Source organism: Streptomyces sp. NPDC007084, from assembly GCF_040703595.1.
GTDB lineage: Bacteria > Actinomycetota > Actinomycetes > Streptomycetales > Streptomycetaceae > Streptomyces.
In genome coordinates this window covers 64,038-89,441 of sequence record NZ_JBEYFY010000016.1, presented here as the reverse complement: position 1 = coordinate 89,441, position 25,404 = coordinate 64,038, and the positions used below count along the sequence as shown (strand labels likewise).

The 25,404-nt window shown below is 73.3% G+C and carries 22 protein-coding genes; 5 read left to right on the top strand and 17 right to left on the bottom strand.

Going from position 1 to position 25,404, the window contains the following annotated elements:
* The first annotated feature begins 169 nt into the window (after nucleotides 1–169).
* On the top strand, nucleotides 170–1,045 hold the full coding sequence (locus AB0912_RS16320; RefSeq protein WP_366700041.1) for a TetR family transcriptional regulator: 876 nt from the start codon (nucleotides 170–172) through the stop codon (nucleotides 1,043–1,045).
* Here the strand turns inward: AB0912_RS16320 and AB0912_RS16315 are convergent.
* The 10 genes from AB0912_RS16315 to AB0912_RS16270 form a co-directional block, all read right to left on the bottom strand.
* Nucleotides 1,032–2,183, bottom strand: coding sequence for an alkane 1-monooxygenase (locus AB0912_RS16315; protein ID WP_366700039.1), 1,152 nt, complete (start codon nucleotides 2,181–2,183; stop codon nucleotides 1,032–1,034). The two genes, AB0912_RS16320 and AB0912_RS16315, sit on opposite strands and share 14 nt — an antisense overlap.
* A 254-nt stretch (nucleotides 2,184–2,437) precedes the next feature.
* Entirely contained in the window at nucleotides 2,438–2,929 is a 492-nt protein-coding gene (locus tag AB0912_RS16310) for a hemerythrin domain-containing protein (RefSeq protein ID WP_366700037.1), read from the bottom strand.
* A gap of 228 nt (nucleotides 2,930–3,157) precedes the next feature.
* Entirely contained in the window at nucleotides 3,158–4,870 is a 1,713-nt protein-coding gene (locus tag AB0912_RS16305) for an SWIM zinc finger family protein (protein ID WP_366700035.1), read from the bottom strand.
* Nucleotides 4,871–5,478: 608 nt separating this feature from the next.
* Nucleotides 5,479–8,529: an SNF2-related protein gene (locus AB0912_RS16300; protein WP_366700033.1), complete on the bottom strand. Its 3,051-nt coding sequence runs from the start codon at nucleotides 8,527–8,529 to the stop codon at nucleotides 5,479–5,481.
* Between the two features lie 141 nt (nucleotides 8,530–8,670).
* The gene (locus AB0912_RS16295) at nucleotides 8,671–9,252 is read right to left on the bottom strand and encodes a sugar kinase (protein ID WP_366700030.1); all 582 of its coding nucleotides are present in this window, start codon (nucleotides 9,250–9,252) and stop codon (nucleotides 8,671–8,673) included.
* The gene (locus AB0912_RS16290) at nucleotides 9,249–10,370 is read right to left on the bottom strand and encodes an ROK family glucokinase (RefSeq protein ID WP_366700137.1); all 1,122 of its coding nucleotides are present in this window, start codon (nucleotides 10,368–10,370) and stop codon (nucleotides 9,249–9,251) included. Before AB0912_RS16290 ends, AB0912_RS16295 begins: the two co-directional genes overlap by 4 nt.
* 417 nt (nucleotides 10,371–10,787) lie before the next feature.
* Entirely contained in the window at nucleotides 10,788–11,594 is an 807-nt protein-coding gene (locus tag AB0912_RS16285; RefSeq protein ID WP_366700028.1) for an ATP-binding cassette domain-containing protein, read from the bottom strand.
* A 14-nt stretch (nucleotides 11,595–11,608) separates the two neighbouring features.
* Entirely contained in the window at nucleotides 11,609–12,676 is a 1,068-nt protein-coding gene (locus tag AB0912_RS16280; RefSeq protein WP_366700026.1) for an ABC transporter permease, read from the bottom strand.
* Nucleotides 12,673–13,677, bottom strand: a complete 1,005-nt coding sequence (locus AB0912_RS16275; RefSeq protein WP_366700024.1) for a sugar ABC transporter substrate-binding protein — start codon at nucleotides 13,675–13,677, stop codon at nucleotides 12,673–12,675. Before AB0912_RS16275 ends, AB0912_RS16280 begins: the two co-directional genes overlap by 4 nt.
* 270 nt (nucleotides 13,678–13,947) lie before the next feature.
* On the bottom strand, nucleotides 13,948–14,697 hold the full coding sequence (locus tag AB0912_RS16270) for a GntR family transcriptional regulator (protein ID WP_366700135.1): 750 nt from the start codon (nucleotides 14,695–14,697) through the stop codon (nucleotides 13,948–13,950).
* A gap of 117 nt (nucleotides 14,698–14,814) precedes the next feature.
* On the opposite strand from AB0912_RS16270, the gene AB0912_RS16265 reads away from it, so the two are divergent.
* Nucleotides 14,815–15,828, top strand: coding sequence for a Gfo/Idh/MocA family oxidoreductase (locus AB0912_RS16265; protein ID WP_366700022.1), 1,014 nt, complete (start codon nucleotides 14,815–14,817; stop codon nucleotides 15,826–15,828).
* Between the two features lie 384 nt (nucleotides 15,829–16,212).
* Here AB0912_RS16265 and AB0912_RS16260 read toward each other — a convergent pair whose 3' ends face one another.
* Both AB0912_RS16260 and AB0912_RS16255 read right to left on the bottom strand, forming a co-directional pair.
* Nucleotides 16,213–16,884: a response regulator transcription factor gene (locus AB0912_RS16260; protein ID WP_366700020.1), complete on the bottom strand. Its 672-nt coding sequence runs from the start codon at nucleotides 16,882–16,884 to the stop codon at nucleotides 16,213–16,215.
* A gap of 141 nt (nucleotides 16,885–17,025) precedes the next feature.
* Nucleotides 17,026–18,267 carry a histidine kinase gene (locus AB0912_RS16255; RefSeq protein WP_366700133.1) on the bottom strand — a complete coding sequence of 414 codons (1,242 nt, stop codon included), beginning with the start codon at nucleotides 18,265–18,267 and terminating at the stop codon, nucleotides 17,026–17,028.
* Nucleotides 18,268–18,487: 220 nt separating this feature from the next.
* Between AB0912_RS16255 and AB0912_RS16250 the strand changes: the two genes are divergently transcribed.
* Nucleotides 18,488–18,691 carry a hypothetical protein gene (locus AB0912_RS16250; protein WP_366700018.1) on the top strand — a complete coding sequence of 68 codons (204 nt, stop codon included), beginning with the start codon at nucleotides 18,488–18,490 and terminating at the stop codon, nucleotides 18,689–18,691.
* A 43-nt stretch (nucleotides 18,692–18,734) separates the two neighbouring features.
* Here AB0912_RS16250 and AB0912_RS16245 read toward each other — a convergent pair whose 3' ends face one another.
* The 4 genes from AB0912_RS16245 to allB all read right to left on the bottom strand — a co-directional run bounded on the left by AB0912_RS16245 (nucleotide 18,735) and on the right by allB (nucleotide 22,868).
* The gene (locus tag AB0912_RS16245; protein ID WP_366700016.1) at nucleotides 18,735–19,127 is read right to left on the bottom strand and encodes a ribonuclease; all 393 of its coding nucleotides are present in this window, start codon (nucleotides 19,125–19,127) and stop codon (nucleotides 18,735–18,737) included.
* 164 nt (nucleotides 19,128–19,291) lie between these two features.
* Nucleotides 19,292–19,912 (bottom strand): dihydrofolate reductase family protein, encoded by a 621-nt coding sequence (locus AB0912_RS16240; RefSeq protein WP_366700014.1) that lies wholly within the window; start codon nucleotides 19,910–19,912, stop codon nucleotides 19,292–19,294.
* Nucleotides 19,913–20,220: 308 nt separating this feature from the next.
* Nucleotides 20,221–21,351 carry an allantoicase gene (gene alc / locus AB0912_RS16235; RefSeq protein ID WP_366700011.1) on the bottom strand — a complete coding sequence of 377 codons (1,131 nt, stop codon included), beginning with the start codon at nucleotides 21,349–21,351 and terminating at the stop codon, nucleotides 20,221–20,223.
* A 176-nt stretch (nucleotides 21,352–21,527) separates the two neighbouring features.
* On the bottom strand, nucleotides 21,528–22,868 hold the full coding sequence (gene allB, locus AB0912_RS16230; RefSeq protein WP_366700009.1) for an allantoinase AllB: 1,341 nt from the start codon (nucleotides 22,866–22,868) through the stop codon (nucleotides 21,528–21,530).
* A gap of 325 nt (nucleotides 22,869–23,193) precedes the next feature.
* On the opposite strand from allB, the gene AB0912_RS16225 reads away from it, so the two are divergent.
* Nucleotides 23,194–24,000 carry an IclR family transcriptional regulator gene (locus tag AB0912_RS16225; RefSeq protein WP_366700007.1) on the top strand — a complete coding sequence of 269 codons (807 nt, stop codon included), beginning with the start codon at nucleotides 23,194–23,196 and terminating at the stop codon, nucleotides 23,998–24,000.
* A 33-nt stretch (nucleotides 24,001–24,033) separates the two neighbouring features.
* On the opposite strand, the gene AB0912_RS16220 is transcribed toward AB0912_RS16225, so the two are convergent.
* Nucleotides 24,034–24,357 (bottom strand): DUF5955 family protein, encoded by a 324-nt coding sequence (locus AB0912_RS16220; protein ID WP_366700005.1) that lies wholly within the window; start codon nucleotides 24,355–24,357, stop codon nucleotides 24,034–24,036.
* A 208-nt stretch (nucleotides 24,358–24,565) separates the two neighbouring features.
* Here AB0912_RS16220 and AB0912_RS16215 point away from each other — a divergent pair, with 208 nt between their 5' ends.
* Nucleotides 24,566–25,165 (top strand): nucleotidyltransferase family protein, encoded by a 600-nt coding sequence (locus AB0912_RS16215; RefSeq protein ID WP_366700003.1) that lies wholly within the window; start codon nucleotides 24,566–24,568, stop codon nucleotides 25,163–25,165.
* Nucleotides 25,166–25,404 lie beyond the last annotated feature (239 nt).

Genomic DNA, 25,404 nt, shown 5'->3' with positions numbered 1-25,404 from the left:
GGCTTCCGCGATGTCCCGACCCTCCACCCGGCGGTGGACGCGCCGCGATGGATTCGACGCGGGTCGAACTGCTTTACAAGCGGCGCCCCGGGCCGCGGCCGTCGGGCGGGGCCTTGGACCGTACGGTCTGCAGGCCGCGACCGCCGCCTGCCACGCGACGGCCGCCTCGGTGCGGGAGACCGACTGGGAGCGGGTCGTACTCCTCCACGAGGCGCTCGGCCGGGTGGCGCCCTCGCCCGCGGTCGAACTCAACCGTGCCGTGGCCGTCGTGATGGCGAGCGGACCGCTGCCGGCGCTCGACGTCCTGGACGACCTGGCCGCGTCCGGCCGCCTCACGGGGTTCTACCCGCTCCCGAGCGCCGGAGTGATCCCCGGGCCCGCCGGAATGGCGCACACTCTCGGTATGCAGCCCGACCGCCTGCCGACCCGACACCCGGCCCCGACTCCTCCCCCGCCCGACCCGCCGAGGGTGGCGTGGCGCAAGGCGATGCGTGAACGGGTCCTGGAGGAGGCGTGGCGACTGGCCGCGCGGGAGGGGTGGGACCGGGTGCGCGTCGGGGATCTGGCGGTGCGGGCCGAGGTCTCCCGGCCGTCCATCTATGCCGAGTTCGGTGACCGGGCGGGGATAGGGGCCGCGCTCGTGGAGCGGGAGTCCGGTCGTTTTCTCCTGGGGGTGGCCGAGGTTCTCGACGCGCACCGTCATGACGTGGCCGCCGCGCTGGAGGCCGGAGTCGCCCACGCTCTGGCCGAGTCCGCCCGCAACCCGTTCGTGCGGGCCGTGATAGCCGCGGCGCAGGGCGGCACCGACGCCCTGCTGCCGTTCCTTTCCAGCCGCCCCGAACCCGTCTTCTCGCAGGCCCGGGAACTGGTGGACGCGTGGCTGGCGGAAGTCGCGCCCGGGGTGCTGGCAAAGCGGCGGCTCGAGGCCACGGACCTGATCGTCCGGCTGACGGTCAGTCATATGCTGCTCCCCTCGCCCGACGCCGGGGCCTCTCCCGCCCGCGTGGCCCGTGCCGCGTGCGCCGTGCTGGTCACGAACGCGTGAGGGGCCGGGTGTGGGCCGGCGGGTGGAGGTTGGCCCGCGCCGCGTCACCGTCGTAATGCGCCAGCAGCCGGGGGTCCATCACCCTCCGCCACAGCGGCGGGAACCAGGCGATGACGATCATCGTGGCGTAGCCGGAGGGCAGTTGGGGCGCCTCGTCGAAGTGGCGCAGGGTCTGGTAGCGGCGCAGCGGGTTGGCGTGGTGGTCCGAGTGACGCTGTAGCTGGAAGAGGAAGAGGTTGCTGATCGTGTTGTCGCTGTTCCAACTGTGCCGGGGCGCGACCCGTTCGTAGCGTCCGTCCGGCAGGAGTCGGCGCAACAGGCCGTAGTGCTCAAGGTAGTTGACCGACTCCAGCAGACAGAAGCCGAGGACCGCCTGGAGGAGGAGGCAGGGCAGCACGGTCCATCCGAACACCGCGGTCAGGGCGGCGAAGAGACCGGCCGACATCGCCCACGCGGTCAGGATGGCGTTGTGCGGGCTCCATGTCCGGCGCCCGCGCCGGGACAGTCTGCGGCTCTCGATACGCCAGGCGGAGCGGGCGCTGCCCACCACCGTCCGGGGCAGGAACCGCCAGAAGGTCTCGCCCAGGCGGGAACTGGCGGGGTCTTCCGGTGTGGCCACGCGCAGGTGGTGTCCGTGGTTGTGTTCCACGTAGAAGTGCCCGTACCAGCTCTGGGCGAGGGCCAGCCGGCTCAGCCCGCGCTCCAACCGGGCCCGCTTGTGCCCGAGTTCGTGGGCGGTGTTGATGGCGACACCGGCCACCACCCCGGTGGTCGCGGCCAGGCCCACGTCGTCGACGAGGGACAGTCCGCCGCCGGACCAGACGGCGCACGCCCACACCAGGGCCCCGAACTGGAGGGGCAGATAGAGATAGGTGCACCACCGGTAGTAGCGGTCGGCCTCCAGCCGCTTCATCACCGCTTCCGGAGGGTTGGCGCCGTCCCGTCCCAGGACACTGTCCAGCGCGGGCACGAGGAGGAAGGCGAAGAGGGGCCCCCACCACCAGAAGACGCGCAGACCGGTCAGCTCCACGAGGGCTCCGGCCTGGAAGGGCAGGGTGGGAACGGCCAGCGCGATCAGCCACAGGTAGCGCTTGGGGTCTTTCCAGTGGATCGATTCGTCAGCGACGCGTCCCGGCACGGTGTCTCCTGTCGCGCTTGGGCGCGTGCTTCCGCCGGTCCCGCCCGGGACCCGGCGGAAGCACGCTTTGGGGGAGACCCGAGCGTGGCACCACCAGGTCGCCCCTGACAAAGGCGGCGCCGTGTCAATGTTCTGACGGACTGTCAGCAGTGGGGTGGCCGTGGGACGTCCGCCGTCTTCCCGACCGGGGTGTCGCGCGGACGTCGAGCGAGACGTCGAGCGGGATGTCAGGCGGACGTCGGTCCGCGCCGGGCTCAGCCTCGTACGACGGCCCGTACGGACTCGACGCTGCCGCAGTCGGCCGCCAGGTGCTTCTCCCGCTCCTGGAGGAAGGCGGCGCCCAGCTCCTCGCGGCGCTCGTCGGGGACGTTCTCGCGGGCGTCGTTGAGAATGGTCCGCTCCTCCTCGTCCAGATGGTGGGAGACCGCCTTCACCAGCTCTTCGAGGCGTGTGTCCCACAGGTCGGACCCGATCTTCGACACCTCCAGGAGGGCCAGCAGTGCCTCGTTGCCCTCGGCGTGTTCCTCCGCGCCGTGCTCGACCTCCTCGTCGTCCACGTTCTTGAACCGCTTCAGCGCCCCGTAGACCTTGGCCTCCTCGGCCTCGCCATGGGCGATGAGCAGGGCCGAGAACTGTTCGAGCGCCTTCGCGCGGTCCGCCTCCACGCTTCTCATCCGACGGAGCAGATCCTCCATACGACGGTGGTCCTTGAGGATCACGGTGACGACATCCTGCTGAACGGCCATGCTGTCCTCCCTGCGGGGAACGGCTTCGCGGGCGGGGTGCCCGGTAAATCCGTTTACCCCGACTACCCCGGATCGGCGGGAACAACAGGCCGACGCGGTGGTCCCCCTGCGGGGGTGTCCGCAGGGGGACCACCCTCCATACGCCGTCCAGCACCGGCGACGCAGCGCCGGCCGCCCCGCTCACACCCGCGCGACCGCTCCCCGGCACTGACCTGGGCCGTGCAGATGTCAGAGATCGTCCCCTGCCCCGAGGCCCGTCAGCGCGCCGACGGGATCGAGGTCGGGGGTGCCGCGCGGCCACCAGTCCTCGTCGCCCGGCTCCGACTCGAAGGCGTACCACAGACCGTTGCGGCCGAGGCGCAGTTGGGCGTGGCCGCGCGGGTGGGTCAGACGGTTGCGCCAGGGCCGGAAGGCCGGGAGGTCGGCGGCCAGGAGCAGCGGTCTCGCGCGGTCGAAGCGGCCGGCGGGCGGGTCCCAGGGCTCTTCGAGCACGGCGAGCGCGTCGAACCCGCCCTGCCGCCAGGCGGCCACCGCGCGGGCGAGATCGGCGGGCGTCCGGCCGGTCGCCGAGGCGAGCGAGGCGTAGAGGGCGCGGGTGGCGGCGGTGAGGCCCGATCCGGGGCGGGCCGCGGCGATACGCACCGCGTCCTGCCAGAGCGTCAGCCCCGCCACCGGGTCGCGGCCCGCGGTGAGCAGGGCGTGCGCGCGGGCCGCCGCGTCCGTCGCCAACTGGTCCAGCGCGAACGGGTCCGGGCCGGCCGGGACCCCCGGATACGCCGGCGGCTGCTCGGGATGCGCGGGCGGCGGCAGCGGTACGGGCAGGGGTGGCAGCGCGCGCCGGGCGAGGACGTCACGGGCACGCACTCCGGGCAGCGGAGCCGGTTCCCGCTCCTGGGAGGCCCGGGCGGCGCGGGTGGCGTTGCGCCGGGACAGCTCGTCGAGCAGCTCTCGCTCGCCCCGGCCGCGCAGCAGGAGCAGCACGAACGGGTCCTGGTCCAGCAGCCGGGCCGTCTGGTAGCAGAGGGCGGCGGCGTGCTTGCAGGGGTGTCCGAAGTCGGGGCAGCTGCAGTGCGGTTCGAGTTCGCCGGGGCCCGGGAGCAGGTCGGCTCCGCAGTCCGCCAGCGACTTCGGCATCTCCTTGTCGAGCAACGCGGCGATGTGCCCCGGCCGCTCGGCCGCCGCGTCGAGGAAACGGTCCCAGTCGGCGTCGGCCAGCGTCCGCACCCTGACCTGGACCCGGTACGGGCGCGGTCTGCTGCCGTGCACATAGGCGAGCACGAGACCCGGGGTCACCGTGATGGCGTCGACGTGCCCCTGCCCGGCGTAGGTCCGGCCGCGCCCCAACCGGGCGGCGTCCAGGGCCCCTTCCTCCAGCGCGGTGACCCATTCGTTGCCCCACCACGTCTCCGCGAACGCGCCGCCCCCGGTGTCCCGCGCGGGAAACCTCGGGAACGTACGGCGCAGCTCCCCGTCCCGCCCAGGCGACGCCATGGAACGCGGCAGCCGCTCACCGAGAGCGGGGTTCGCCGGCGTGGGCGTGCCGTAACCGGGCTCTGCGGCAAGGGAGTTGGGGATGTCTCCCGTTACGGGCGGCTGGGCGGCGAGAGGGTCAGGGCCGGAACCGGCGCCCGTCTCCGGGAGGGAACCGGAGGCCACCCAAGCCTCTCCGGTCCCGCCCTCTCCCTCGTCCTCGGGGTGGGGCCGAGCCCGCGTCTCCGCGCGCTCACCCTCCGGGCGGAGCCGTTCGCGCGCGCCCTCGCCGGTCCCGGCGCCGGTCCCAACGTCGGTGCCGGACTCGGTCCCGGCGTCGGTGCCGGACTCGGTCCCGGCGTCGGTGCCGGACTCAGACCCGGCGTCGGACACATCGGCGGGGAGCCGGAAGGCGCCGGCGAGCAGCTCCCTCAACTCCCGCGCACGGGAGGCGCCTTCGGGGTCAGTCACGGTAGGCGCACTCCGTCGCCCTCGGGTGCCGCGGGCCGCCCCCTTGTCGGACCGGTGCCGCGCACCCCGCTTCGCGCCAACGCCCGTACTCCCCGCACCCCGCTTGGCGTCGACGCCCGTACTCCCCGCACCCGCCGCACCCGCCGCACCCGCCGCACCCGCAACGGTCGGGGCTTCGCTCTCCTCCGTTCGCGCCGCTCGGGCCCGCTTCGCCTCCCGTGCGGCGCGCAAGGCCTCCCGGGCGACGTCAGCCGGGCGCGCGCCCGTTGCCGTATCCGCCGCCGCCCCTACGCTCCCGGCGTTCTCGTCTCCGTCGTCCCCGGTCCGCGCCGCCTCCGTCGCCCGCCGCAGGGCCTCGCGAGCCGCGTCCGAGGGGCGCGGTCCGGCAGCGGGACCACGTGATTCCGCACCGCCCTCGGCCGTTTCGGTCGCGTCAGTTGCCTCAGCCGTGTCAGTGGCGTCAGTCGCGTCGGGCACCCGCGCGGCCCGTAGCGCCCGGCGGGCCGCGTCGGCGGGGCGGTCCCCGGTCGCCGGGCGAGGCCGGTCCGTGCCGGCGGCGGGCTCGCCCGCCGCGGTGTCCTCGTGCCGCTCCTCCCCCTCGGTGCCGGTCACGTCGGCCTCCGGAGCGAGACGAGGTCGGTCAGCTCGCGGTCGGTCAGCTCGGTCAGGGAGGCCTCGCCGGAGCCGAGGATCGCGTCGGCGAGGGCGCGCTTGGCTTCGAGCATCTCGGAGATGCGGTCCTCCACCGTGCCCTCGGTGATCAGGCGGTGGACCTGGACGGGCTGGGTCTGGCCGATGCGGTAGGCGCGGTCGGTGGCCTGCTCCTCGACCGCGGGGTTCCACCAGCGGTCGAAGTGGACGACATGGCCGGCGCGGGTGAGGTTCAGGCCGGTGCCCGCGGCCTTGAGGGACAGCACCAGGATCGGGGTCTCGCCGCTCTGGAAGCGGTCCACCATGCGCTCGCGGTCCGGGACCGGGGTGCCGCCGTGCAGCAGCTCCACCGGGACGGCGCGGGCGGCCAGGTGGGCGGAGATGAGGCGGGCCATGCCGACGTACTGCGTGAAGACGAGGGCCGAGCCGTCCTCGGCGAGCAGGGTGTCCAACAGCTCGTCCAGCAGGGCGAGTTTGCCGGAACGGGCGGAGGGTCCCCCGGCGGCGGCCGTCGCGTCCTCCTTCAGGTAGAGCGCCGGGTGGTCGCAGATCTGCTTGAGGGAGGTCAGGAGCTTGAGGACCAGTCCCCGGCGGGCGATGCCGTCGGTGGTCTCGATGGCGAGCAGCGACTCGCGGACCACGGCCTCGTAGAGGGAGGCCTGTTCGCGGGTCAGCGGGACGGGGTGGTCGGTCTCCGTCTTGGGCGGCAGCTCGGGGACGATACCGGGGTCGGACTTCTTGCGGCGGAGCAGGAACGGGCGGATCAGCCGCGCCAGCCGGGCCACGGCCTCCTCGTCCTCGCCGTTCTCCACGGCGCGGGCGTGGCGGGCGCGGAAGGACTTGAGGGGGCCGAGCAGGCCGGGGGTCGTCCAGTCGAGCAGGGCCCACAGCTCGGAGAGGTTGTTCTCCACGGGAGTGCCGGTGAGGGCCACGCGCGCGGGGGCCGGGATGGTCCGCAGGGCCTTCGCGGTCGCCGAGTAGGGGTTCTTGACGTGCTGTGCCTCGTCCGCGACGACCATGCCCCACGGCTGTTCGGCGAGGTGGGCGGCGGCGGAGCGCATCGTGCCGTAGGTGGTGAGGACGAAGCCGCCGTCGAGGCCGTCGAGGGTGCGGTCGGGGCCGTGGAAGCGGCGCACGGGGACGCCGGGCGCGAAGCGGGTGATCTCCCGCTGCCAGTTCCCGAGGAGGGAGGCGGGGCAGATCACCAGGGTCGGTTCGCGGCGGGCGCGGCGCAGGTGGAGGGCGATGAGGGTGATCGTCTTGCCGAGTCCCATGTCGTCGGCGAGGCAGCCGCCGAGGCCGAGGGAGGTCATCAGGTCGAGCCAGGCGAGGCCGCGGAGCTGGTAGTCCCGCAGGCGGGCCTGGAGGCCGGGGGGCGGTTCGACGGGGGTGAGGCCGGCCGTGAGGCGGTCGCGCAGGGTGGCGAGCGCGCCGACCGGCACGGCCTCGACGGTCTCGCCGTCGACCTCGGCGGCGCCGGTGAGGGCGACGGAGAGCGCGTCGACGGGATCGAGCAGGCCCAGCTCGCGCTTGCGTGCCTTGCGGACGAGGGCGGGGTCCACGAGCACCCACTGGTCACGCAGCCGGACGACCGGGCGGTGGGCCTCGGCCAGGGCGTCCATCTCGGCCTCGCTGAGCGGGTCCCCGCCGAGGGCGAGCTGCCAGCGGAACTGGAGCAGTTCCTCGCTCTCGAAGAAGCCGGTGCCGTCCGTCGCCGATCCGGGCGCGGGGCGGACCACCGCGGCGGCGCTGAGGTCCTGGGCGAGGTCACGGGGCCAGTGCACGGCGACGCCGGCCGCGCCGAGCCGGGCCGCCGCGACGCCGAGCAGGTCCGACAGCTCCTCCTCACAGAGGGCGAGCACGTCCGGTACGTCCTGCTCGGCGAGGCGGTCCAGCGGGGGCCAGACGCGGGCGGCGCGGCGGACGGCGAGGGCGGCGTCGACCCGCGCGCGGGGTCCGAAGACCTCGTCGGCCTCCCCCGCCCACAGGGCCGCCGCGTCGATGACGAGGGTGGGGTCGGCGAGGCTGTGCACCTGGACGACGGCGGCGCCGGCCCGCCGGGCTCCTTCGCCGTCGTCGAAGAGCTGGTAGGCGGACAGGTCCAGGCGCAGTGAGATCCGTACGCCCGCGTCCATCCCGGCGGCGACCTCGGCCGCCCAGGCGTGGGCGCCGGGCAGCCGCTGGGGCGCGCGGGCCGCGAAGGGCCGGCCGGAGACGTACGGCGCGGCGGGGGTGCGCGGGAGGGTGTCGGCCACGGCGTCCAGGAAGGACCGCACGAGCGCTTCCGGCTCGGGCAGCCGGAGGGGGCCCTTGCCGGGGAGCGGGACGGCGTGCCCCTCGTAGGGCAGGGCGGCGGCGATCGCGCGGAGGTGGGCGACGTCGTCCTGGTCGAGCGGACCGGCCCGCCAGGCGTCGAAGCCGTCCGGGGTGAGTCCGGGGAGCAGCCGGCCCCGTGCGACGAGCCGCAACGCGTGCAGCGCGGCCGCGCCCCAGCAGGCGGTGGCGGGATGGGCCGCGGGGTTCCGCCGCGCCCCGGCGAGCAGGGGCAGGGCCTCCCCGACGGAGAGGGTGACCACGGGCACGGCGACCCGGCGGACTCCGCTGCCGTGCGGCCGTACGACGATCAGCTCACCCTGCTCCCGAGCGGCCCCGGCCGTACGGCTCCCGGTCAGCCCGGCCCGCTCACCGGCGGTCCCCGCGCTACCGGCCCCGGGCACCTCACCCCGATCCCGGGCGGTCCCCGCGCTACCGGCCCCGGTCGGCTCGGCTCCTGCGCCGGCACGGCTCGGCGGTTCGCCCTCCGGGTCCCAGAACGCGACCCGTCCGTCCCGGGGCACTGGTGCCGGGAGGAAGACGGCGGCGAGGCGTACGGAGGGCGGCGGGTCGGTGGACGGTTCGCCGGAAGGCGGGCGGTCCGGGACGGCGGGCGTCGCGGGGACCCGGGCCGGGGACGGCCACACGGGCGGCACCGGCACGTCCACCGCGCCCACCGTGTCCACAGCGTCCATCGCCTCACGCATCCGTCCGTCCACCTCCCGCCCTCTGCCACGTCAGTTGTCTTCGACAGTCGTCTTCGACTCTACGGGCGGGGTCGGACAATCGGCTCCCACGGCCGCGCGCAGGCAGCGCCGCCGACCGGGGGCGGACCGTCAGGGAACCGTGCGTGAGACGACGTACACCATGGGGTGCCCGGGCTCGGAGCGGTTCACGACGATGTCGTGGGTGGGCGCCGGGTCCTTCTGTTTGTGGACGAGCCCGGACCAGGGACCGGGTCCGGTGAACTCCCAGCCGACGATCTTCTGGTCGCGCCCGCTGATGGTGATGTCGTCCTTCTTCAGGTCGGACCCCTTGGTGCCGACCTGCTTGAGGAACGCGTCGAGGGCGGCCTCGGTGGTGCCGAACTGGACGTACAGACGGCTGGTCTTCCAGTTGTTCGTCTCGTAGTACGCGACGTCGGTGGACCGGCCGGGGATCGGGACCTGGTAGAGGCGGCGCTGGACGCGGGAGGGCCAGCCGGCGGTGAGGCCGGTCGCCGAGTACTTCTCCTCCTTGTCCTTGCCGCTGTCGCGGCTCTGGTTGGCGGAGATCACCAGGTAGCCGGCGGGCACACCGATGAGCAGCACGATGATGAGCAGCGTCAGGGCGCGTCGGCGGAACTTGTGCCGGGGGTCCTCGGGGGGCCGCTGGGGCTCTTCCGGGGAGGTCGCCTGGCGGGGCAGGGACGCCGTCACATCGACTCCTGGCCGGTCGAGCGGCGGGACTCGGTGTAGCGCTCGTACCGCTCGTAGCGCTCCACGCGGCGGCGTTTGGCGCGCCGGAAGCGGCGGGCGACGAGCCGCGCGAGGTCGGCGGCGCCGACCATGCCGGCCTCGGGGCCGAGCTGGGCGCGGGCGATCCGGGCCTCGGGGCGGTAGCCGCGGCCGGTGAGGTGGCGGCGGAACGCGTCGCGGGCGGGCCCGATGAGCAGGTCGTCGGCGGCGCTGACGCCTCCGCCGATGACGAAGCAGGAGGGGTCGAGCGCGGCGGCCAGGTTGGCGATGCCGACGCCGAGCCACTGGCCGATGTCCTGGAGGAGTTCGACGCACATGGCGTCGCCCTCGCGGGCCAGCTCGGTGATCATCGGGCCGGTGATGTCGCCGATGCTGCCCTTGACGTGCTCGATGATCCCGTACGCGACCGGGGAGTCGGCGGCGGCGAGTTCGCGGGCCTCGCGGACCAGTGCGTTGCCGGAGCTGTACTGCTCCCAGCAGCCGCGGTTGCCACACGGGCAGCGGTGGCCGCCGGGCACGACCTGCATGTGCCCGAACTCGCCGGCGACGCCGAACTTGCCGCGCTTGACCTGGCCGTCCTCCAGGATCGCGCCGCCGATGCCGGTGCCCAGCGTGATCATGACGAGGTGGTCCTCGCCCCGGCCGGCGCCGAACCGCCACTCGGCCCAGGCGGCGGCGTTCGCGTCGTTGTCGACGAGGACGGGCACGGCGAGGCGGCCGGCGAGGCGGTCGCGCAGCGGCTCGTTGCGCCAGGACAGGTGGGGGGCGAACAGGATGCGGTTGCGGTCGGCGTCGACCCAGCCGGCCGCGCCGATGCCGACGGCGTGCACATCGTGCCGGTCGGAGAGGTCCAGGACCAGTTCGAGGATGGTGTCCTCGACGACCTTGGGGCTCTTGGACTTGTCCGGCGTCTCGGCGCGGACCTTCTCCAGGATGTTGCCGTCGGCGTCCACGACGCCCGCCATCACCTTCGTGCCGCCGATGTCGATGCCGACGGTGGGGACACGGGGCGCCGTGAGGTGGGATCGGCGCTCACGGGTTCCCACGGTCCGCAGGACGGTGGCCCGCGCGGAGCCCATGGAGGTGCCCCCTGCCCGAGCGGAGCCGAGAGCTCGGGGGAGCGCGAGGTCGCGGTAGGTGCTCATCGCGCCGATTCTGCCTTACGCCGCGCCGGCGCCGCACCGCGGAAGCGCGGGGACGCCGGTGTGACGGGGGCGGCCCGCGGGCCGCCGGGGGCCGCTCCCGCACGGCGCCCCCGCCCCCGAACGGCTCACTCCCCGGCATCCGGGCCGCCGTACGGATCACACGCCGGCTTCCCTGATGCCGTACGGATCACACCCCGGCGTCCGGGTAGCCGCACGAACCGCTCCCCCGCGCCCCGGGTGCCGTACGGGTCCGGGGTGCCATATGGATCACACCCCGGCGTCCCGGGTGCCGTACGGGTCCGGGGTGCCGTACGGATCACACCCCGGCGTCCCGGGTGCCCCACGCACCCTTCACGCCGTCCGGTTCTCCAGTTCGTGGCGCAGGTCGTCCAGTTCGTTGCCGCCCGCCATCTGGCGGGTCAGCTCGTCGAGGGTGATCTCGTCGCGGGTGTGGCTGCCCGACATCGTTCCGCGCTTGAGGAGGACGAAGCGGTCGCCCACCAGGTAGGCGTGATGCGGGTTGTGGGTGATCAGGACGACACCGAGGCCGGCGTCCCGGGCGGCGGCGACGTACTTGAGGACGACGCCCGACTGCTTCACGCCGAGCGCCGCGGTCGGCTCGTCCAGGACGAGGACCTTGGCGCCGAAGTAGACGGCGCGGGCGATGGCCACGCACTGGCGCTCACCGCCGGACAGCGTGCCGATCGGCTGGTCGACGTCGCGCAGGTCGATGCCCATGCGCAGCAGCTCCGCGTGGGTGGTGCGGCGCATGAAGTCGACGTCGAGGTGTTTGAAGGGGCCGACGCCCTTGCGGGGCTCGGAGCCGAGGAAGAAGTTCCGCCAGACCGGCATCAGCGGGACGACGGCGAGGTCCTGGTAGACGGTCGCGATGCCGAGGTCCAGGGCCTCGCGCGGGGAGGAGAGGCGGGTCTCCTCGCCGTCGATGCGCAGCGTGCCGCCGTCGTGCTGGTGCCGCCCCGCGATGATCTTGATGAGGGTGGACTTGCCGGCGCCGTTGTCGCCGAGGACGCAGGTGATCTCCCCGGCGTGGACCTCCAGGGAGACGCCTTCGAGGGCGCGGATGTTGCCGTAGTACTTGCTGACGTCGTCGAGTTCGACGAGCGGCGCCCGGTCCGCGGCGGCGGGTTCCTTGGTCATGTCGGTTTCCGTGGTCACTTCGTCGCCTCCGCGCGCTTGCGGACCCAGTGGTTGAGCAGGGTCGCGAGGAGCAGCATGACGCCGAGGAAGAACTTGAACCAGTCCGGGTTCCACTCGGCGAAGACGATGCCCTTGCTGACCATGCCGAAGATGAGGGCGCCGACGGCCGCGCCGACCGCGGAGCCGTAGCCGCCGGTGATCAGACAGCCGCCGATGACGGCCGCGATGATGTAGATCAGTTCGTTGCCGACGCCCTCGCCCGACTGGACGACGTCGAACGAGAACAGCAGGTGCTGGCCGGAGATCCAGGCGCCGAAGGCGACGCCCATGTAGAGGCCGATCTTCGTCTTGTCGACGGGGACGCCGACCGCGCGGGCGGCCTCCTCGCCGCCGCCCACGGCGTAGATCCAGTTGCCGACGCGGGTGCGGAGCAGGATCCAGGTGGCGACCGCGACCAGGAGCAGCCACCACAGGATGGTGATCTTGAAGTCGACGCCGCCGATGGTGATCGTGGAGGCGAAGACGTCCTTGGCGGAGGAGAAGCCCTCCATGTCGGAGATCGACTTGGTGGAGACGGTGCCGCTGATCAGCTTGGTGAAGCCGAGGTTCATGCCGGTCAGCATGAGGAAGGTGCCGAGGGTGATGATGAAGCTCGGCGGGTCGGTACGGGTGAGCATGACGCCGTTGAAGACGCCGATGGCGAGGGTGACGAGCAGCGAGACGAACACGCCGACCCAGACGTTGGCGGTCATCTGGTAGCTGAACATCGAGGAGATCAGCGCGGAGCTGGTCACCATGACGCCCGCGGAGAGGTCGAACTCGCCGCCGATCATCAGCAGGGCGACGGGGACGGCCATGATGCCGATGGTCGAGGCCGCGTACAGGACGGTGCTGAGGCTGGACGCGCGGACGAAACTGTCCGCGAAGACGGCGAAGAAGACGAAGACCGCGATCGCGCCGACCACGGAGCCCAGCTCGGGGCGGCCCATCAGCCGGCGCAGCGGGGAGGTCTTCAGGAGGCGCTCGTCGGTTCCGGAACCGGAACCGGGCGCGGGGGCGGGTGCGGGCGCGGTGGCGGTCATCGGGTCCCCCGGTCCGCGTACTGCTCCAGCTCGGAGGCCTGGTCCTTGGTGATGATCTGGGGTCCGGTGAGGACGGGCTTGCCGCCGCCGAGGACGTCCGCGTTGTACTTGTACAGCCAGAGCAGGTCCACGGCCTCGTAGCCCTGGAGGTAGGGCTGCTGGTCGACGGCGAAGCCGAGGGTGCCGTCCTTCAGTTCGGCGGCGACCTTGGCGTTCAGGTCGAAGGTGTCGATCTCGGCCTTGCTGCCCGCGTCCTTCCTGGCCTTGACGGCGGTGTCCGCGAAGGGGGCGCCGAGGGTGACGACGGAGTCGATGGAGTGGTCGGCCTGGAGCTTGGCGCCGATGGAGGACTGCACGTCGGGCATGCTCGTGCCCTGGACGTAGATGTTCTGCACGGTGCCGTGGAAGGTCTTCTTGATGCCGGCGCAGCGCTGCTCGTGGCCGACGTTGCCCTGCTCGTGCAGGACGCACAGGGCCTTCTTGCGGCCCCGCTTGTTCAGCTCGTCGCCGACGGCCTCGCCGGCGATCGTCTCGTCCTGGCCGATGTGGGTGAGCGCGCCGAAGGCCTTGGACTCCGCGGAGCCGGAGTTCACGGTGATCACCGGGATGCCGGCCTTGCGGGCGCGGGCGACGGCGGCCTTCATGGCGTCGGGCTTGGCCAGCGTGACGATGATGCCGTCGACCTTCTTGTCGATCGCGGCGTCCACGAGCTGGGCCTGCTGCTGGGCCTCGTCGTCGTGCGAGTAGAGGAAGTTGATGTTGTCCTTGACGGCGGCCTGCTTGGCGCCGCTCTGGACGATGTCCCAGAAGGTGTCGCCGTCACCCGAGTGGGTGATCATGGCGAAGGTCCACTTGGGCGTGTTCACCGCGGCCCTGCCCTGGGCCGCGGCGGCCTTGCGGGCGTCCTCGGCCCGCTTCCCGCCGGTGCTGCTGCATCCCGCGAGGGACAGTCCCAGCGCCCCTGCGAGCGCGATGCTTACCCAGGTCCGAGTCCGTGCCACGAGGCCGTGCCCTTCTTGCGTGCTCCTTGGTGTGCCGGGCCCTGCGGTCCTGCCCGGGGGCCGTTCCGCAGGCCCTGGGGACCGGCTTCGTACCGGCCCAAACGCCCAAGTATCAATCACGGGGATCCTCCACCCGACCAGCGGGTCCCGCGCGCGGTGCGTTCACGCGGCGCGGTACGGCCTTCTCGGTGACGTTTTCCGGGCCTGAGGGGCCCGGTTCACGGCCGTACGAGGAGTCGGAACCTCACGGCCCTTCCTGGAACCGGAACCTCACGGCCGTACGAGGAGCTGGAACTCGAAGGAGTAGCGCGAGGCGCGGTAGATGTGGGTGCCGAACTCGACGGCGCGGCCGGTGTCGTCGAAGGTGGTGCGCTCCATGGTGAGCAGGGGCGCTCCGGCGGGTTCGCCGAGCCGCTCGCCCTCCTGCTGCGTGGCGGCGCGGGCGCCGACGGACTGGCGGGCGCTGTGCAGGGTGATGCCGGCCGTGCGCATCAGCCGGTACAGGCCGGTGGCCTCCATCCGGTCGCCGTCGAGTTCCAGCAGGCCGGGGGGCAGGTAGTTGCAGAGGTACGCCATCGGCTCGCCGTGCGCGAGACGCAGCCGCTCGACGCGGTGGACGTCGCTGGCCTCGGGGACGCCGAGGGCTGCCGCGACCTCGGTGGAGGCCGGCTCGACGGTGTTGAGGGCCACCTGGGTGGCGGGGCGCTGGCCGGCCGACTCCAGGTCGTCGTAGAGGCTGCTGAGTTCCAGGGGGCGCTTGACCTGGCTGTGCACGACCTGGGTGCCGACTCCCCTGCGGCGTACCAGCAGTCCCTTGTCGACCAGGGACTGGATGGCCTGGCGGACGGTCGGGCGGGACAGGCCGAGCCGTCCGGCGAGGTCGATCTCGTTGCCGAGGAGGCTTCCCGGGGTCAGGGCTCCGCGCTCGATGGCGGCCTCGAGCTGCTGCGCGAGCTGGAAGTACAGCGGGACCGGGCTGCCGCGGTCGACGCTGAGCTGGAGCGAGACGGTCGGGTCCACATCTGGTTTCGGCACGGCCCGAGCGTAGCTCCGTGAGATGTTGACGGGAAGTTGTGAAGTTCGATTGTCCGGACAAAGCGATTGACAGGGCGGCGGGTCCGCCCTCAGTTTGTTTCCATGCGCATCGGACTCATCGGAGCGGGTCGTATCGGCACATTCCACGCCACGACTCTCAGCCGTCACCGTGAGGTCGGCGGCTCCCTCATCGTCACGGACGCGGACCCGGTACGGGCCCAGCGGCTGGCGGACCGGCTGGGCGCGACGGCGGCGCCGAGCGTGGACGAGATCTTCACCTGGGGTGTGGACGCGGTGGTCATCACCGCCGCCACCTCCGCCCACGCGGAGCTGATCGGCCGGGCGGCCCGCTCCGGGCTCCCGGTCTTCTGCGAGAAGCCCATAGCCCTCGATCTGCCGGGCACGCTGTCGGCTCTCGCCGAGGTGGACGCCGCGGGAACGGTTCTGCAGATGGGGTTCCAGCGCCGCTTCGACGTGGGCTACACGGCCGCCCGGGAGGCGGTGCGCTCGGGCCGCCTCGGCCGGCTGCACACCGTCCGGGCCATGACCTCCGACCAGTCGCCGCCGCCGCCCGGCTATCTCCCGCTCTCCGGCGGGCTCTACCGCGACTGCCTGATCCACGACTTCGACATCATGCGCTGGGTCACCGGCCGCGAGGTGGTCCAGGTGTACGCGGCCGGGTCCGACGCGGGGCCCGCGATGTTCCGCGAGGCGGGTGACGTCGACACCGCGGCGGCCGTCCTCACCTTCGACGACGGCATGCTCGCCACGGCGACGGCCACCCGGGTCAACGGCGCGGGCTACGACGTGCGGATGGAACTGGCCGGCGAGCTGGACCAGATCGGCGTCGGCCTGGACGACCGCACGCCGATCACTTCGACGGAGCCCGCGGGCCCGCCGGCCGCGGACAAGCCGTGGACGGGGTTCCTGGAACGCTTCGGCCCCGCGTACGAGGCGGAACTCGCCGCCTTCGTCGAGGTGGTCCGGGGCGAGCGCGCCAACCCCTGCGACGGCCGCGAGGCCCTGGAGGCGCTGCGTGTCGCCGAGGCCTGCGAGGTCTCCCGGCGCGAACGCCGCCCGGTCTCCCCGGCGGAGATCGCGGGCGCCCGCGACTGAGCCGGCCGCACGCCGCACACCTCCCCGGGTCCGGTCCCGTCGCCCGGACTCCGCTCAGCCGAGGAACCGTACGCGGGGGTCCCCCGGTCGACCGCGAGCAGCGGACCGCAGTGCTCGCCGCCGGGCCGGGAGGGCAGTGCTCGCCGCCCGGCCGGGACCGCAGTACTCGCCGCCGAGCCGGGACCGCAGTGCTCGCCGCCCGGCCGGGACCGCAGTACTCGCCGCCAGGCCGGGAGCGCAGTACTCGCCGCCCGGCCGGGACCGCAGTACTCGCCGCCAGGCCGGGGGGGCCGGGTCCGGTCGGTCTGGACGCTGTCGGTCAGCTCGGCTCCGATCTCGGCCGTACGCAGCATGCTCGACGCTCCTCTCCCGGCCGGGTCCCGCTCAGTGCCCGTCCTCCTCCAGCAGTCCCGCGTCGTATGTCAACAGCGCGACCTGGACCCGGTTGTTGAGGTCGAGCTTGGCGAGGATGCGGGAGACGTGGGTCTTGACCGTGGCGACGCTCATGAACAGTTCGGCGGCGATGTCGGCGTTGGAACCGCCCCGGCCGACGGCCACGGCGACCTCGCGCTCCCGCTCGTTCAGGGCGGCGATCCGCGAACGGGCCTCGGCCTTGCGGGTGTCGGCGGTGGAACCGGCCGCGTGCTCCATCAACTGGCGTGTGACGGTGGGCGACAGCACGGGGTCACCGGCCGCCACCCGGCGCACCGCCTCCAGGATGTCGCCCGGGGGCGTGTCCTTCAGGACGAAGCCGGCGGCGCCCGCGCGCAGGGCGCGCAGTACCTGCTCGTCGGCGTGGAACGTCGTCAGGACCACGACCTGGGGGGCCTCCTTGCGGGCGCGCAGCCGCTCGGTGGCGGTGAGGCCGTCGACGTTCGGCATCCGGATGTCCATCAGGACGACGTCGGGCCGGGTGCGGTCCACCAGGGTCTCGGCCTCGGCGCCGTCGGCCGCCTCTCCGACGATCTCGATGTCCTCGGCGCCGCCCAGCATGAGGGCGAGGCCCGCTCGCACCAGGGGGTCGTCGTCGACGAGCGCCAGTCGAATCGCAGTCATCGCCCCACCTAACCAGCTCCCCAGGAGGTTCCTCGCCCCCTCCGCCCCTACCCGTCCGATCCCGGCGGTTCCGCCCCCGGACCCCCGCTCCTCAAACGCCGGAGGGGCTGAAAGTTCACGCGCGTCGCGCGGGCCGCCCCCTCATTCCCCCCGCACCCCCCACGGCAGCCAGGCCACCAGCCGGAAACCCCCGTCCCCCTCCGCCCCGTGTTCCAGGTGGCCGCCCGCGAGGGTGGCGCGTTCGCGTAGGCCGATCAGGCCTTGGCCGGAGCCCGGGACGGGAGGGACCTCGCCCGGCGGGGCGGGGTTGACGACGGACACCGTCAGGCCGGATCCGGCCGCGCCCCGCACCGAGACGGTGACCTCCGCGCCCGGCGCGTGCTTGCGCGCGTTCGTCAGGCCCTCCTGGGCGATCCGGTAGGCGGTGCGCCCGACCGACGCGGGCACGGCGTCCGGCTCGGCGACCCGGTTGTCGAGTACCACCTTCATCCCCGCGGAGCGCGACTCCGCGACCAGCCCGTCGAGCGCGGCGAGCGTCGGCTGCGGACGCCCCCCGTCGTCGGCGTCCGACGCCCGCAGCACCCCGATGATCTCGCGCAGGTCCTGCAAGGCCTCGTGCGCGCTCTCCCGGATGACCCCGGCGGCCCGGGCGACCTCCTCGCGGGGCGCGTCGGGCCGGAACTCCAGCGCCCCGGCGTGCACGCTCAGCAGGGTGAGCCGGTGCGCGAGCACGTCGTGCATCTCGCGCGCGATGGCCTCACGGGCGAGCTGCTGCGCCTTCTCGGCCCGCAGCGCCGCCTCGGTCTCGGCCCGCCGCGCCCGGTCCCGCAGGCTCAGCATGAGCTGCCGTTTGGAGCGTACGAACATGCCCCAGCCGACGACCGCCGAGGTGAGCAGCGCGGTCACGGCCAAGGCGACGGGGTAGGACAGGTCGGGGTCGGGCCGCAGCAGGAAGTAGGCCGGGAGGAGGGCGAGCTGCGCGCCGGCGATCCAGGCCACGTACCGGAAGGGCCGGTGGACGGCGAGGGTGAACAGGGCGACGAGCCCGGCCCCGCCCGAGGTGGTCGAGATGATCCCGACGGGGACGAGGGCGATGGCGAGGCCGAGCGGCCAGCGGCGCCGCAGCCAGACCGCCGCGCAGGCGCCCGCGCCGATCCACTGGTCGGCTACCGCGAGGGCGTGCGGGGTGTTGGGGTCGTCGGTGAGGGTGTTCGCCGCGGCGATGCCGATCGCGACGGCCAGCAGGAAGCAGCCGAAGTCGACGATCCAGTCCCGCACGGTGCGCCGGGGCCGCCCGGAGCGGCCGGCCCGCTCGGTGTCGGGGTCGAGTTCCGCGGCCACGGCGGACGGCAGCAGCCAGCGCCGGCCGCGCAGGGCCGGCATCGGAACCTCGCGCGGCCCCGGGGCCGGTTCGTCACCACTCACGTCGACAAATCTACGCAGCCGGACCCGTCGGCACGCCCTGGTGAGCGCGTTCACCGACCAAAGTCGGCCCGCTTGAGACTTTCGTCGCGGCCGGGCCGGGGCACCGGCCGACTTTCCGCCCCGCGCACGCGCCGCGCGGCCGATGCGCGGGGCACGACCCCCGGGCGAGGGTCGTGCCATGAAGCAGCTTCTGGAGGCGCTCGGATTCATCGCCCTGGTGCAGGGCGCACTCGGCCTGGTCCAGGCGATCACCGGCCGGCTGCACGGGTGGGGGATCGTGCAGCGGCTCGGCTTTCTCGACGGCCACGAGATCTACGCGAGCGTCACGCTGGTCGTCCTGGCGTTCGCCCTGTTCGCGGTGGCGGAGAGGGGACGGACCTGACCGGGTTCCGGCCCGGAGCCCGGCCGGGTGCCGGGCGCGGGCGTCAGCAGCCGAAGTCGACCCGGTCGAACGTCTCGTAGTGGTCGGCGGTGTAGTAGTCCTCCCGGGTCTGCGCGCCGGTCACGATGCGGCGGGCGCCCCGGGTGGAGGAGCCCGGGGTGATGACCGTGTACTCGTGGTAGTAGCCGGAGGACTGGGAGGGCAGGACACCCTCGCGGTTCTGGAAGACGACCCCGTCCTGCGAGTACGGGAAGGGGCCTCCCGCGTCGATCAGTCCGAGGGTGTCGTGCGCCTGGGACGGCAGCGCGCCGTAGCAGACGCTGCCGACGGAGGCCGCCGCCGCGTCGGCCGGGACGACGGTGACGCCGCCCACGAGCAGGGCGGACATGAGGGCCACGAGGGCACCGATACGAGTCATACGTGGGGGGAATCGCATGGCTCCAGGATGACGCGCGTAGAGCATGGCATGTCAACGTCAAGTCGGCGGTTTTCTCCCGGCACGCCCGATGATTTTTCCCCGAGTTAACGGGCCTCACCGCGCCCCCGCGAGCCGTCCCCACCGTCCTCACAAACCCTCCCCCAAGTCCCCGGGGAGGTGCTTCAGGACTCGTCCAGGAAGCTCCCGTACCTGGCCCGGCCTTCGCGGTCGTACGTGGCGATCGCGACGCCCGTACTGGTGGTGCTGCCGGAGACGTGCCGGAACGCGGTCGGCGGCGCGCCCTCGGCGAAGAGGCGGCGGCCTGCGCCGAGGACGACCGGGTAGGTCAGCAGGTGCAGGGTGTCGACCAGGTCGAGCGCGAACAGGGACTGGGCCAGCGTGGCGCTGCCGTGCACCTGCACCTCGCCGTCGATGCGCTCCTTGAGGTCGGTGACCTCTTTGCCCAGGTCGCCGGTGAGGACGGTCGTGCCCTCCCAGGCGGGCGCCGTGAGGGTCGCGGACGGCACGTACTTGGGCAGGGAGTTGAGCCTGGAGGCGACCGGATCGGCCGGGTCGGTCATCCTGGGCCAGAAGCTCGCGAAGATGTCGTAGGTGCGCCGTCCCAGCAGGAAGGCGCCCGCCCGTGAGAAGACGTCCGTGATGAAGCGGCCGAAGTCCTCGTCGTCGTAGGGGACGGACCAGCCGCCCTGCCGGAAGTCGTCGGTCGCGTCCTCCTCGGGTCCGCCCGGCGCCTGGTGAACGCCGTCGAGGGAGACGAATGCGGTGAGGGTGAGCTTGCCCATGCCGTGTGCCTGCTTCCATCCGTGAGGCGGGGTCCGCCCGCCGCCTGCGCTGCCGTCCGGCAAGACCCGTCCGCGCGGTCCGCCGTCGTCAGTACAGACCCCACCGGCCCCGGCGACTCATCGGTCCCGGGGGGACCGGTTCGGCCGGCATCCGCACCCGCGAGGGCGGTCACGGCCCGGGAGGCGCGCCCGCAGGGGTCGTCACGGCCCGGCACCCGCACCCGCGGGGTCCGTCACGGCCTGGGGGCCGCACCGGTTCCGGCGCGGCCACCGGGCTCACCGTCGCCCGCCTCCGCGGACCGGCCGGCTCAGCCGCCCAGTTCCTGGTGGCGGGCCGCCAGGCGGGACGCGCCCTGCTCCGTCAGGGAGCCGAAGAGGCGCAGCCGGGAGATGCCGCCGTCCGGGAAGATGTCCACGCGCGCGTGGGTGCCGACGACCGGCGCGTCGAGGACGAAGCGGTGGTTGGTGTCGGGCTGCAGGCGGGTGCGGGGCAGGACCTCGGTCCACTCCCCCGCCTCGCCGTCGCGGACCGACACCGAGGCCCATCCGGCGCTGTTGCCCTTCAGGTAGGCCGTGTCGATCTCGATCGCGCGGATCGCGGACTGGGCGACGAGCCGGTAGCGGATCCAGTCGTTGCCGTTGTCGCGGCGGCGGCGGGTCTCCCAGCCGTCGTCCATCTTGCGGGAGCGGCCCGGCTGGATGGTGTTGGTGGCCGGGGAGTAGAAGAGGTTCGAGGCGTCCTCGGCCTGGCCGCCGTTCTCCAGGGCGACGACGTCGAAGGTGCCGAGGGCGGACAGCCAGCGCGGGTCGGGCACGACCTCGCCGTACACGCGCAGCCGGGCGATACCGCCGTCGGGGTGCTGGTTGAGCCGCAGGTGGGTGAAGCGCTGTTCGGCCGCGACGGCGAAGCCGTTGGCCGCGTGGCCGCCGACCGCGGTGCGCGGTACGAGGGTCGTCCACTTCACGTCGTCCGCGAGGAGTTCCTCGGGCGAGGGCGAGCCGGCGACGGACGTGCCCTCGACGGACACCGCCTGCGGGTAGTTGCCGCGGAAGTGGGCCGTGTCGACCACGATGCCGCGGATCACGCCGGGCGCGCCGAGCCGGATCAGCGCCCAGTCGTGGTCCTCGGCGGTCGGCCACGGGTGCTCGGCGCAGACACCGCGGCGGCGCCGGGTCTCCCAGCCGTCCATGATCTTGCCCTTGTGCCCGAAGTGCTCGGGGTCGAACTCGGCCGCGCCGGGCACGAGGAGGTTCTCGCGCTGGGCGAAGAACTCGTCGTTCGCGGCCACCACCGCGGCGCCGAGCTGCCGGTCGGCGAGGTTGGCGTACTGGGTGAAGGGGAAGTCGGCGGTGCGGTAGTCGGCGTACGGGTCGCCGCCTCCGTAGGGGTTCGCGTCTCCGGTGAAGGTGGCCAAAACGGGCGGGTTCTGCGCCGTCACGATGATCGATCTGCCTTTCGGGGGTCGGCCGTTGCGGGTGCGGGTGCGGGTGCTGATGCCGGAGTGCGGTGCGGCGGTCGGTCGGTCTGTCGGTGGTGGGGTTCGCCGGGGATGTTCACGGAGGGGAGGGGCCCGGCGCGGTGTCCGTGCGCGGGTGGCGGAGGGCGCCGGGCGGACTACGGGGTCCGGGTCAGGAGTTGCCCTGCCGGCTCGGTGAACTCGCCCTCCGCGACGATGCGTTGACCGCGCAGCCAGGTCGACTTCACGACGCCGCTGAGGGTCTTGCCGGCGTAGGCCGTCACCCGGTTGCGGTGCTGGAGCGCGGCGGGGTCGACGGTGAAGGTCTCGTCGGGGGCGAGGACCGCGAAGTCGGCGTCCCGGCCCGGCGCGATGGCGCCCTTGCGGTCGCCAAGGCCGACCAGTTCGGCCGTGCGGGAGGACATCCAGCGGACCACGTCCTCCAGGTCGTGGCCGCGCTCGCGTGCCTCGGTCCAGACGGCGGACAGGCTGAGCTGGAGGCCGGAGATGCCGCCCCAGGCGGTCGCGAAGTCGTCCGTCTTGAGGTCGGCGGTCGACGGCGAGTGGTCGGTGACGACACAGTCGATGGTGCCGTCGGCCAGCGCCCGCCACAGGAGGTCCTGGTTGGCGGCCTCGCGGATGGGCGGGCAGCACTTGAACTCGCTGGCGCCGTCCGGGACTTCCTCGGCGGTCAGGGTGAGGTAGTGCGGGCAGGTCTCCACGGTGATCCGGACGCCGTCGGCCTTCGCGGCGGCGATCAGCGGGAGGGCGTCGCTGGAGGAGAGATGCAGCACGTGCACGCGCGCGTCGAGGCGCCGGGCCTGCGCGACGAGGCTCTCGATGGCGGTGTCCTCGGCGTCGCGGGGGCGCGAGGCGAGGAAGTCGGCGTACTTGTGGCCGCCCTTCTGCGGGGCCGCGGCCAGGTGGCGCGGGTCCTCGGCGTGCACGATCAGCAGACCACCGAAGCCGGCAATCTCGGCGAGGGAGCGGGTGAGCTGTTCCTGGTCGAGTTCGGGGAACTCCTCGACGCCGGAGGGCGACAGGAACGCCTTGAAGCCGAAGACGCCCGCTTCGTGCAGCGGTCGCAGGTCCTTGACGTTGTCGGGGAGCGCGCCGCCCCAGAAGCCGACGTCGATGTGCGCCTTGGCACGGGCGACGTCCCGCTTCGTACGGAGGTGTTCGACCGTCGTCGTCGGCGGGAGGGAGTTGAGGGGCATGTCCACGAGCGTGGTGATGCCGCCGGCCGCGGCGGCCCGGGTCGCGGTCCAGAACCCTTCCCATTCGGTGCGGCCGGGGTCGTTCACATGGACGTGGGTGTCGACCAGGCCGGGCAGCAGGACGTCGTCGCCGAAGTCCTCGACACGGGCGCCGGGCGGCACCTCGGCGTCGTGCGGGAGCACGGCCGTGATCTTCCCGGCGGAGACCGCGACCGCAGCGGCCCGTGTCCCCTCGGGAGTGATGACGCGTGTCGAGCGCAGTACCAGTTCGACGTCGGACACCCGGACCCCTCTCTCTGCCGCCGTTGACTCGCGATGACGCGGGTTTACTTCCACGTAACGAAATTCAACGTTCTGTTGAAGGAGTCTTCACTCCGACCCCCGCGCCGTCAAGAGTCCGCCTCTTCCGCCGGCCACCCGCCGGACTCTCTGGATGTTTCCACAAGGCGGAAGTAGAATTCCGGCAAGCAGAACGTAGTGACGTACAACCAAGGAGTCAACCGCCTGCCGGGTAGGCTGCGTCTCTGCCCTCCGTCACCGGCCACCGCCCTGATCGAGAGCCTTCGGGTCATGTCTCTCGATTCTGCGCCCTGAAAGGACCGCCGCCGTGCCGCCGTCCAGCGCCAGCACCACCGACGCCGCCAAATCGCCCGCTCCCAGTGGCGGTGTCCAGTCCCTGGAGCGCGCCTTCGACCTGCTGGAGCGCATGGCGGACGCCGGGGGCGAGGTCGGTCTGAGCGAGTTGTCCGCGAGCAGCGGACTGCCGCTGCCCACCATCCACCGTCTGATGCGCACCCTGGTGGCGTGCGGCTACGTACGGCAGCAGACCAACCGGCGGTACGCGCTCGGCCCGCGGCTGATCCGGCTCGGCGAGTCCGCGTCGCGGCTGCTCGGCACCTGGGCCCGCCCCTATCTGGCGCGCCTGGTCGAGGAGACCGGCGAGACGGCGAACATGGCCCTGCTGGACGGCGACGAGATCGTCTACGTCGCCCAGGTGCCCTCCAAGCACTCGATGCGCATGTTCACCGAGGTGGGCCGCCGGGTGCTGCCGCACTCCACGGGCGTCGGCAAGGCGCTGCTCGCGCATGCCCCGGCCAACGAGGTGCGCGCGCTGCTCGCCCGTACGGGGATGCCCGCGGCGACCGAGAAGACGATCACCACGCCGGACGGTTTCCTCGCGGCGCTGGAGGAGGTGCGCCGTACCGGGTACGCGGTGGACGACAACGAGCAGGAGATCGGCGTCCGTTGCCTGGCCGTCCCGGTGCCGGACTCCCCCACCGCCGCCGCGATCTCCATCTCGGGCCCGGCCGGCCGGGTCACCGAGGCCGCCACCGAGAAGATCGTGCCGGTGCTTCAGCAGGTCGCGGCCGAACTGTCGCAGGCGCTGGCCAGTTCGGGACCGGGCGCGGCCTGAGCGCGCGGGCGGCGCCCGGCCGTCCGGGTGCCGTCAGCGGCGGCTCTCCCGCGGGGGTTCGCCGAAGAGGTCGACCGCGCTGCGGACTTCGGCGAGGCGGGGCGCGAGCGCGCTGACCGAGCCGATCGAACCGGCGATCAGCAGCAGGGAGCGGCGCAGCCGGGGTGTCTCGGGGGCGCCGCCGGCGGCCATCGCGGCCAGCGCGGCGAGTTCGTCCTCGGCGATGCCCCGGTCGGGGAACTCGGCGGGATGCGCGGCGAGTTCACGGCGCAGCCGGGCGACGGCGGTACGCAGTTCCGCCACCCTCGGATCCTCGTCGCTGCCCGTCACCGGTCTCTGCCCCAAGCTCCGCAACACCGCTCCCCCCTCGCACACCGTTGTGCGGCGGTCCTTCCCGCGTCGGCCCAGCGCCCCGTGGCGCTGGCCGGGCGCCCGGGGACGCGGGCCAGTAAACGCCACCCGGTGCGCCGGGCGCCACCGGGCGGACCGAAATTCGGCCCGGGCGGAGCGCCGCGCCGGCGCGGGGGCCGGGGCGCGCGGGGGCCCGGTCCGGTATGCAGGGGGCATGACGGAGAACAAGGACCAGGTGGCCGGACTGCTGCTGGCCGCCGGTGGCGGACGGCGCCTCGGGGGCCACCCGAAGGCGCTCCTGTCCCATCGGGGCCGCCCGCTCGTCGAGCACGCGGTCGAGGTGCTGCGGGCCGGCGGCTGCGGACGCGTCCACGTCGTGCTCGGCGCCCGGGCGGAGGAGGTACGGGAGCGGGCCGCGCTGGCCGGCTGCGTACTGGTGGACAACCCCGACTGGGAGGAGGGCATGGGCTCCTCCCTGCGGGCGGGGCTCGCCTCGCTCGCCGGCTCGGGGGCGCGGGCCGCGCTGGTGTCGCTGGTGGACCAGCCGGGGATCGGGCCGCGGGCGGTGGCCCGGGTGCTCGGGGTGTACGAGTCGCCGGGGACGCTCGCCGCGGCGGCGTACGACGGGCAGCGCGGCCATCCGGTGCTCTTCGGCGCCGGCCACTGGGCGGAAATCACCGCGACCGCGACCGGCGACCGGGGTGCGCGCGCCTACCTGAAGGCGCGCCAGGACGCGATCACACTCGTGGAGTGCGGCGATGTGGCGCGGGCCTTCGACATCGACACCGAGGCCGATCTCGTCCACCTGGAGTGAACGGGATGGCACCGAGCGCCACCTTCTGTCGACTCAGAGAATCTCGACATCAACAAACCATTGAACTTCCACCATGAGGAAACTAGTATCCACTGATCAGAAGCGCCCCGCCGTGCCGAGGGCGCCCGGCGCCGTCCCCCGCGCCCTGGCACCGGGTGCCACGACGCGGCGGCGCCACACAGGTTCGGCCCGCACCGGTTCGGCCTCGCACGTGCGGCCGTACCGGTTCGGCCGCACAG

Bases quoted from the DNA above. Each gene is read 5' to 3' on its own strand.
- AB0912_RS16310 (WP_366700037.1), bottom strand. From the start codon at position 2,929: ATGGCCGTTCAGCAGGATGTCGTCACCGTGATCCTCAAGGACCACCGT.
- AB0912_RS16300 (WP_366700033.1), bottom strand. From the start codon at position 8,529: ATGGACGCTGTGGACACGGTGGGCGCGGTGGACGTGCCGGTGCCGCCC.
- AB0912_RS16290 (WP_366700137.1), bottom strand. From the start codon at position 10,370: ATGGGCTCCGCGCGGGCCACCGTCCTGCGGACCGTGGGAACCCGTGAG.
- AB0912_RS16285 (WP_366700028.1), bottom strand. From the start codon at position 11,594: ATGACCAAGGAACCCGCCGCCGCGGACCGGGCGCCGCTCGTCGAACTC.
- AB0912_RS16280 (WP_366700026.1), bottom strand. From the start codon at position 12,676: ATGACCGCCACCGCGCCCGCACCCGCCCCCGCGCCCGGTTCCGGTTCC.
- AB0912_RS16265 (WP_366700022.1), top strand. From the start codon at position 14,815: ATGCGCATCGGACTCATCGGAGCGGGTCGTATCGGCACATTCCACGCC.
- AB0912_RS16260 (WP_366700020.1), bottom strand. From the start codon at position 16,884: ATGACTGCGATTCGACTGGCGCTCGTCGACGACGACCCCCTGGTGCGA.
- AB0912_RS16255 (WP_366700133.1), bottom strand. From the start codon at position 18,267: ATGCCGGCCCTGCGCGGCCGGCGCTGGCTGCTGCCGTCCGCCGTGGCC.
- AB0912_RS16250 (WP_366700018.1), top strand. From the start codon at position 18,488: ATGAAGCAGCTTCTGGAGGCGCTCGGATTCATCGCCCTGGTGCAGGGC.
- AB0912_RS16245 (WP_366700016.1), bottom strand. From the start codon at position 19,127: ATGCGATTCCCCCCACGTATGACTCGTATCGGTGCCCTCGTGGCCCTC.
- AB0912_RS16240 (WP_366700014.1), bottom strand. From the start codon at position 19,912: ATGGGCAAGCTCACCCTCACCGCATTCGTCTCCCTCGACGGCGTTCAC.
- AB0912_RS16215 (WP_366700003.1), top strand. From the start codon at position 24,566: ATGACGGAGAACAAGGACCAGGTGGCCGGACTGCTGCTGGCCGCCGGT.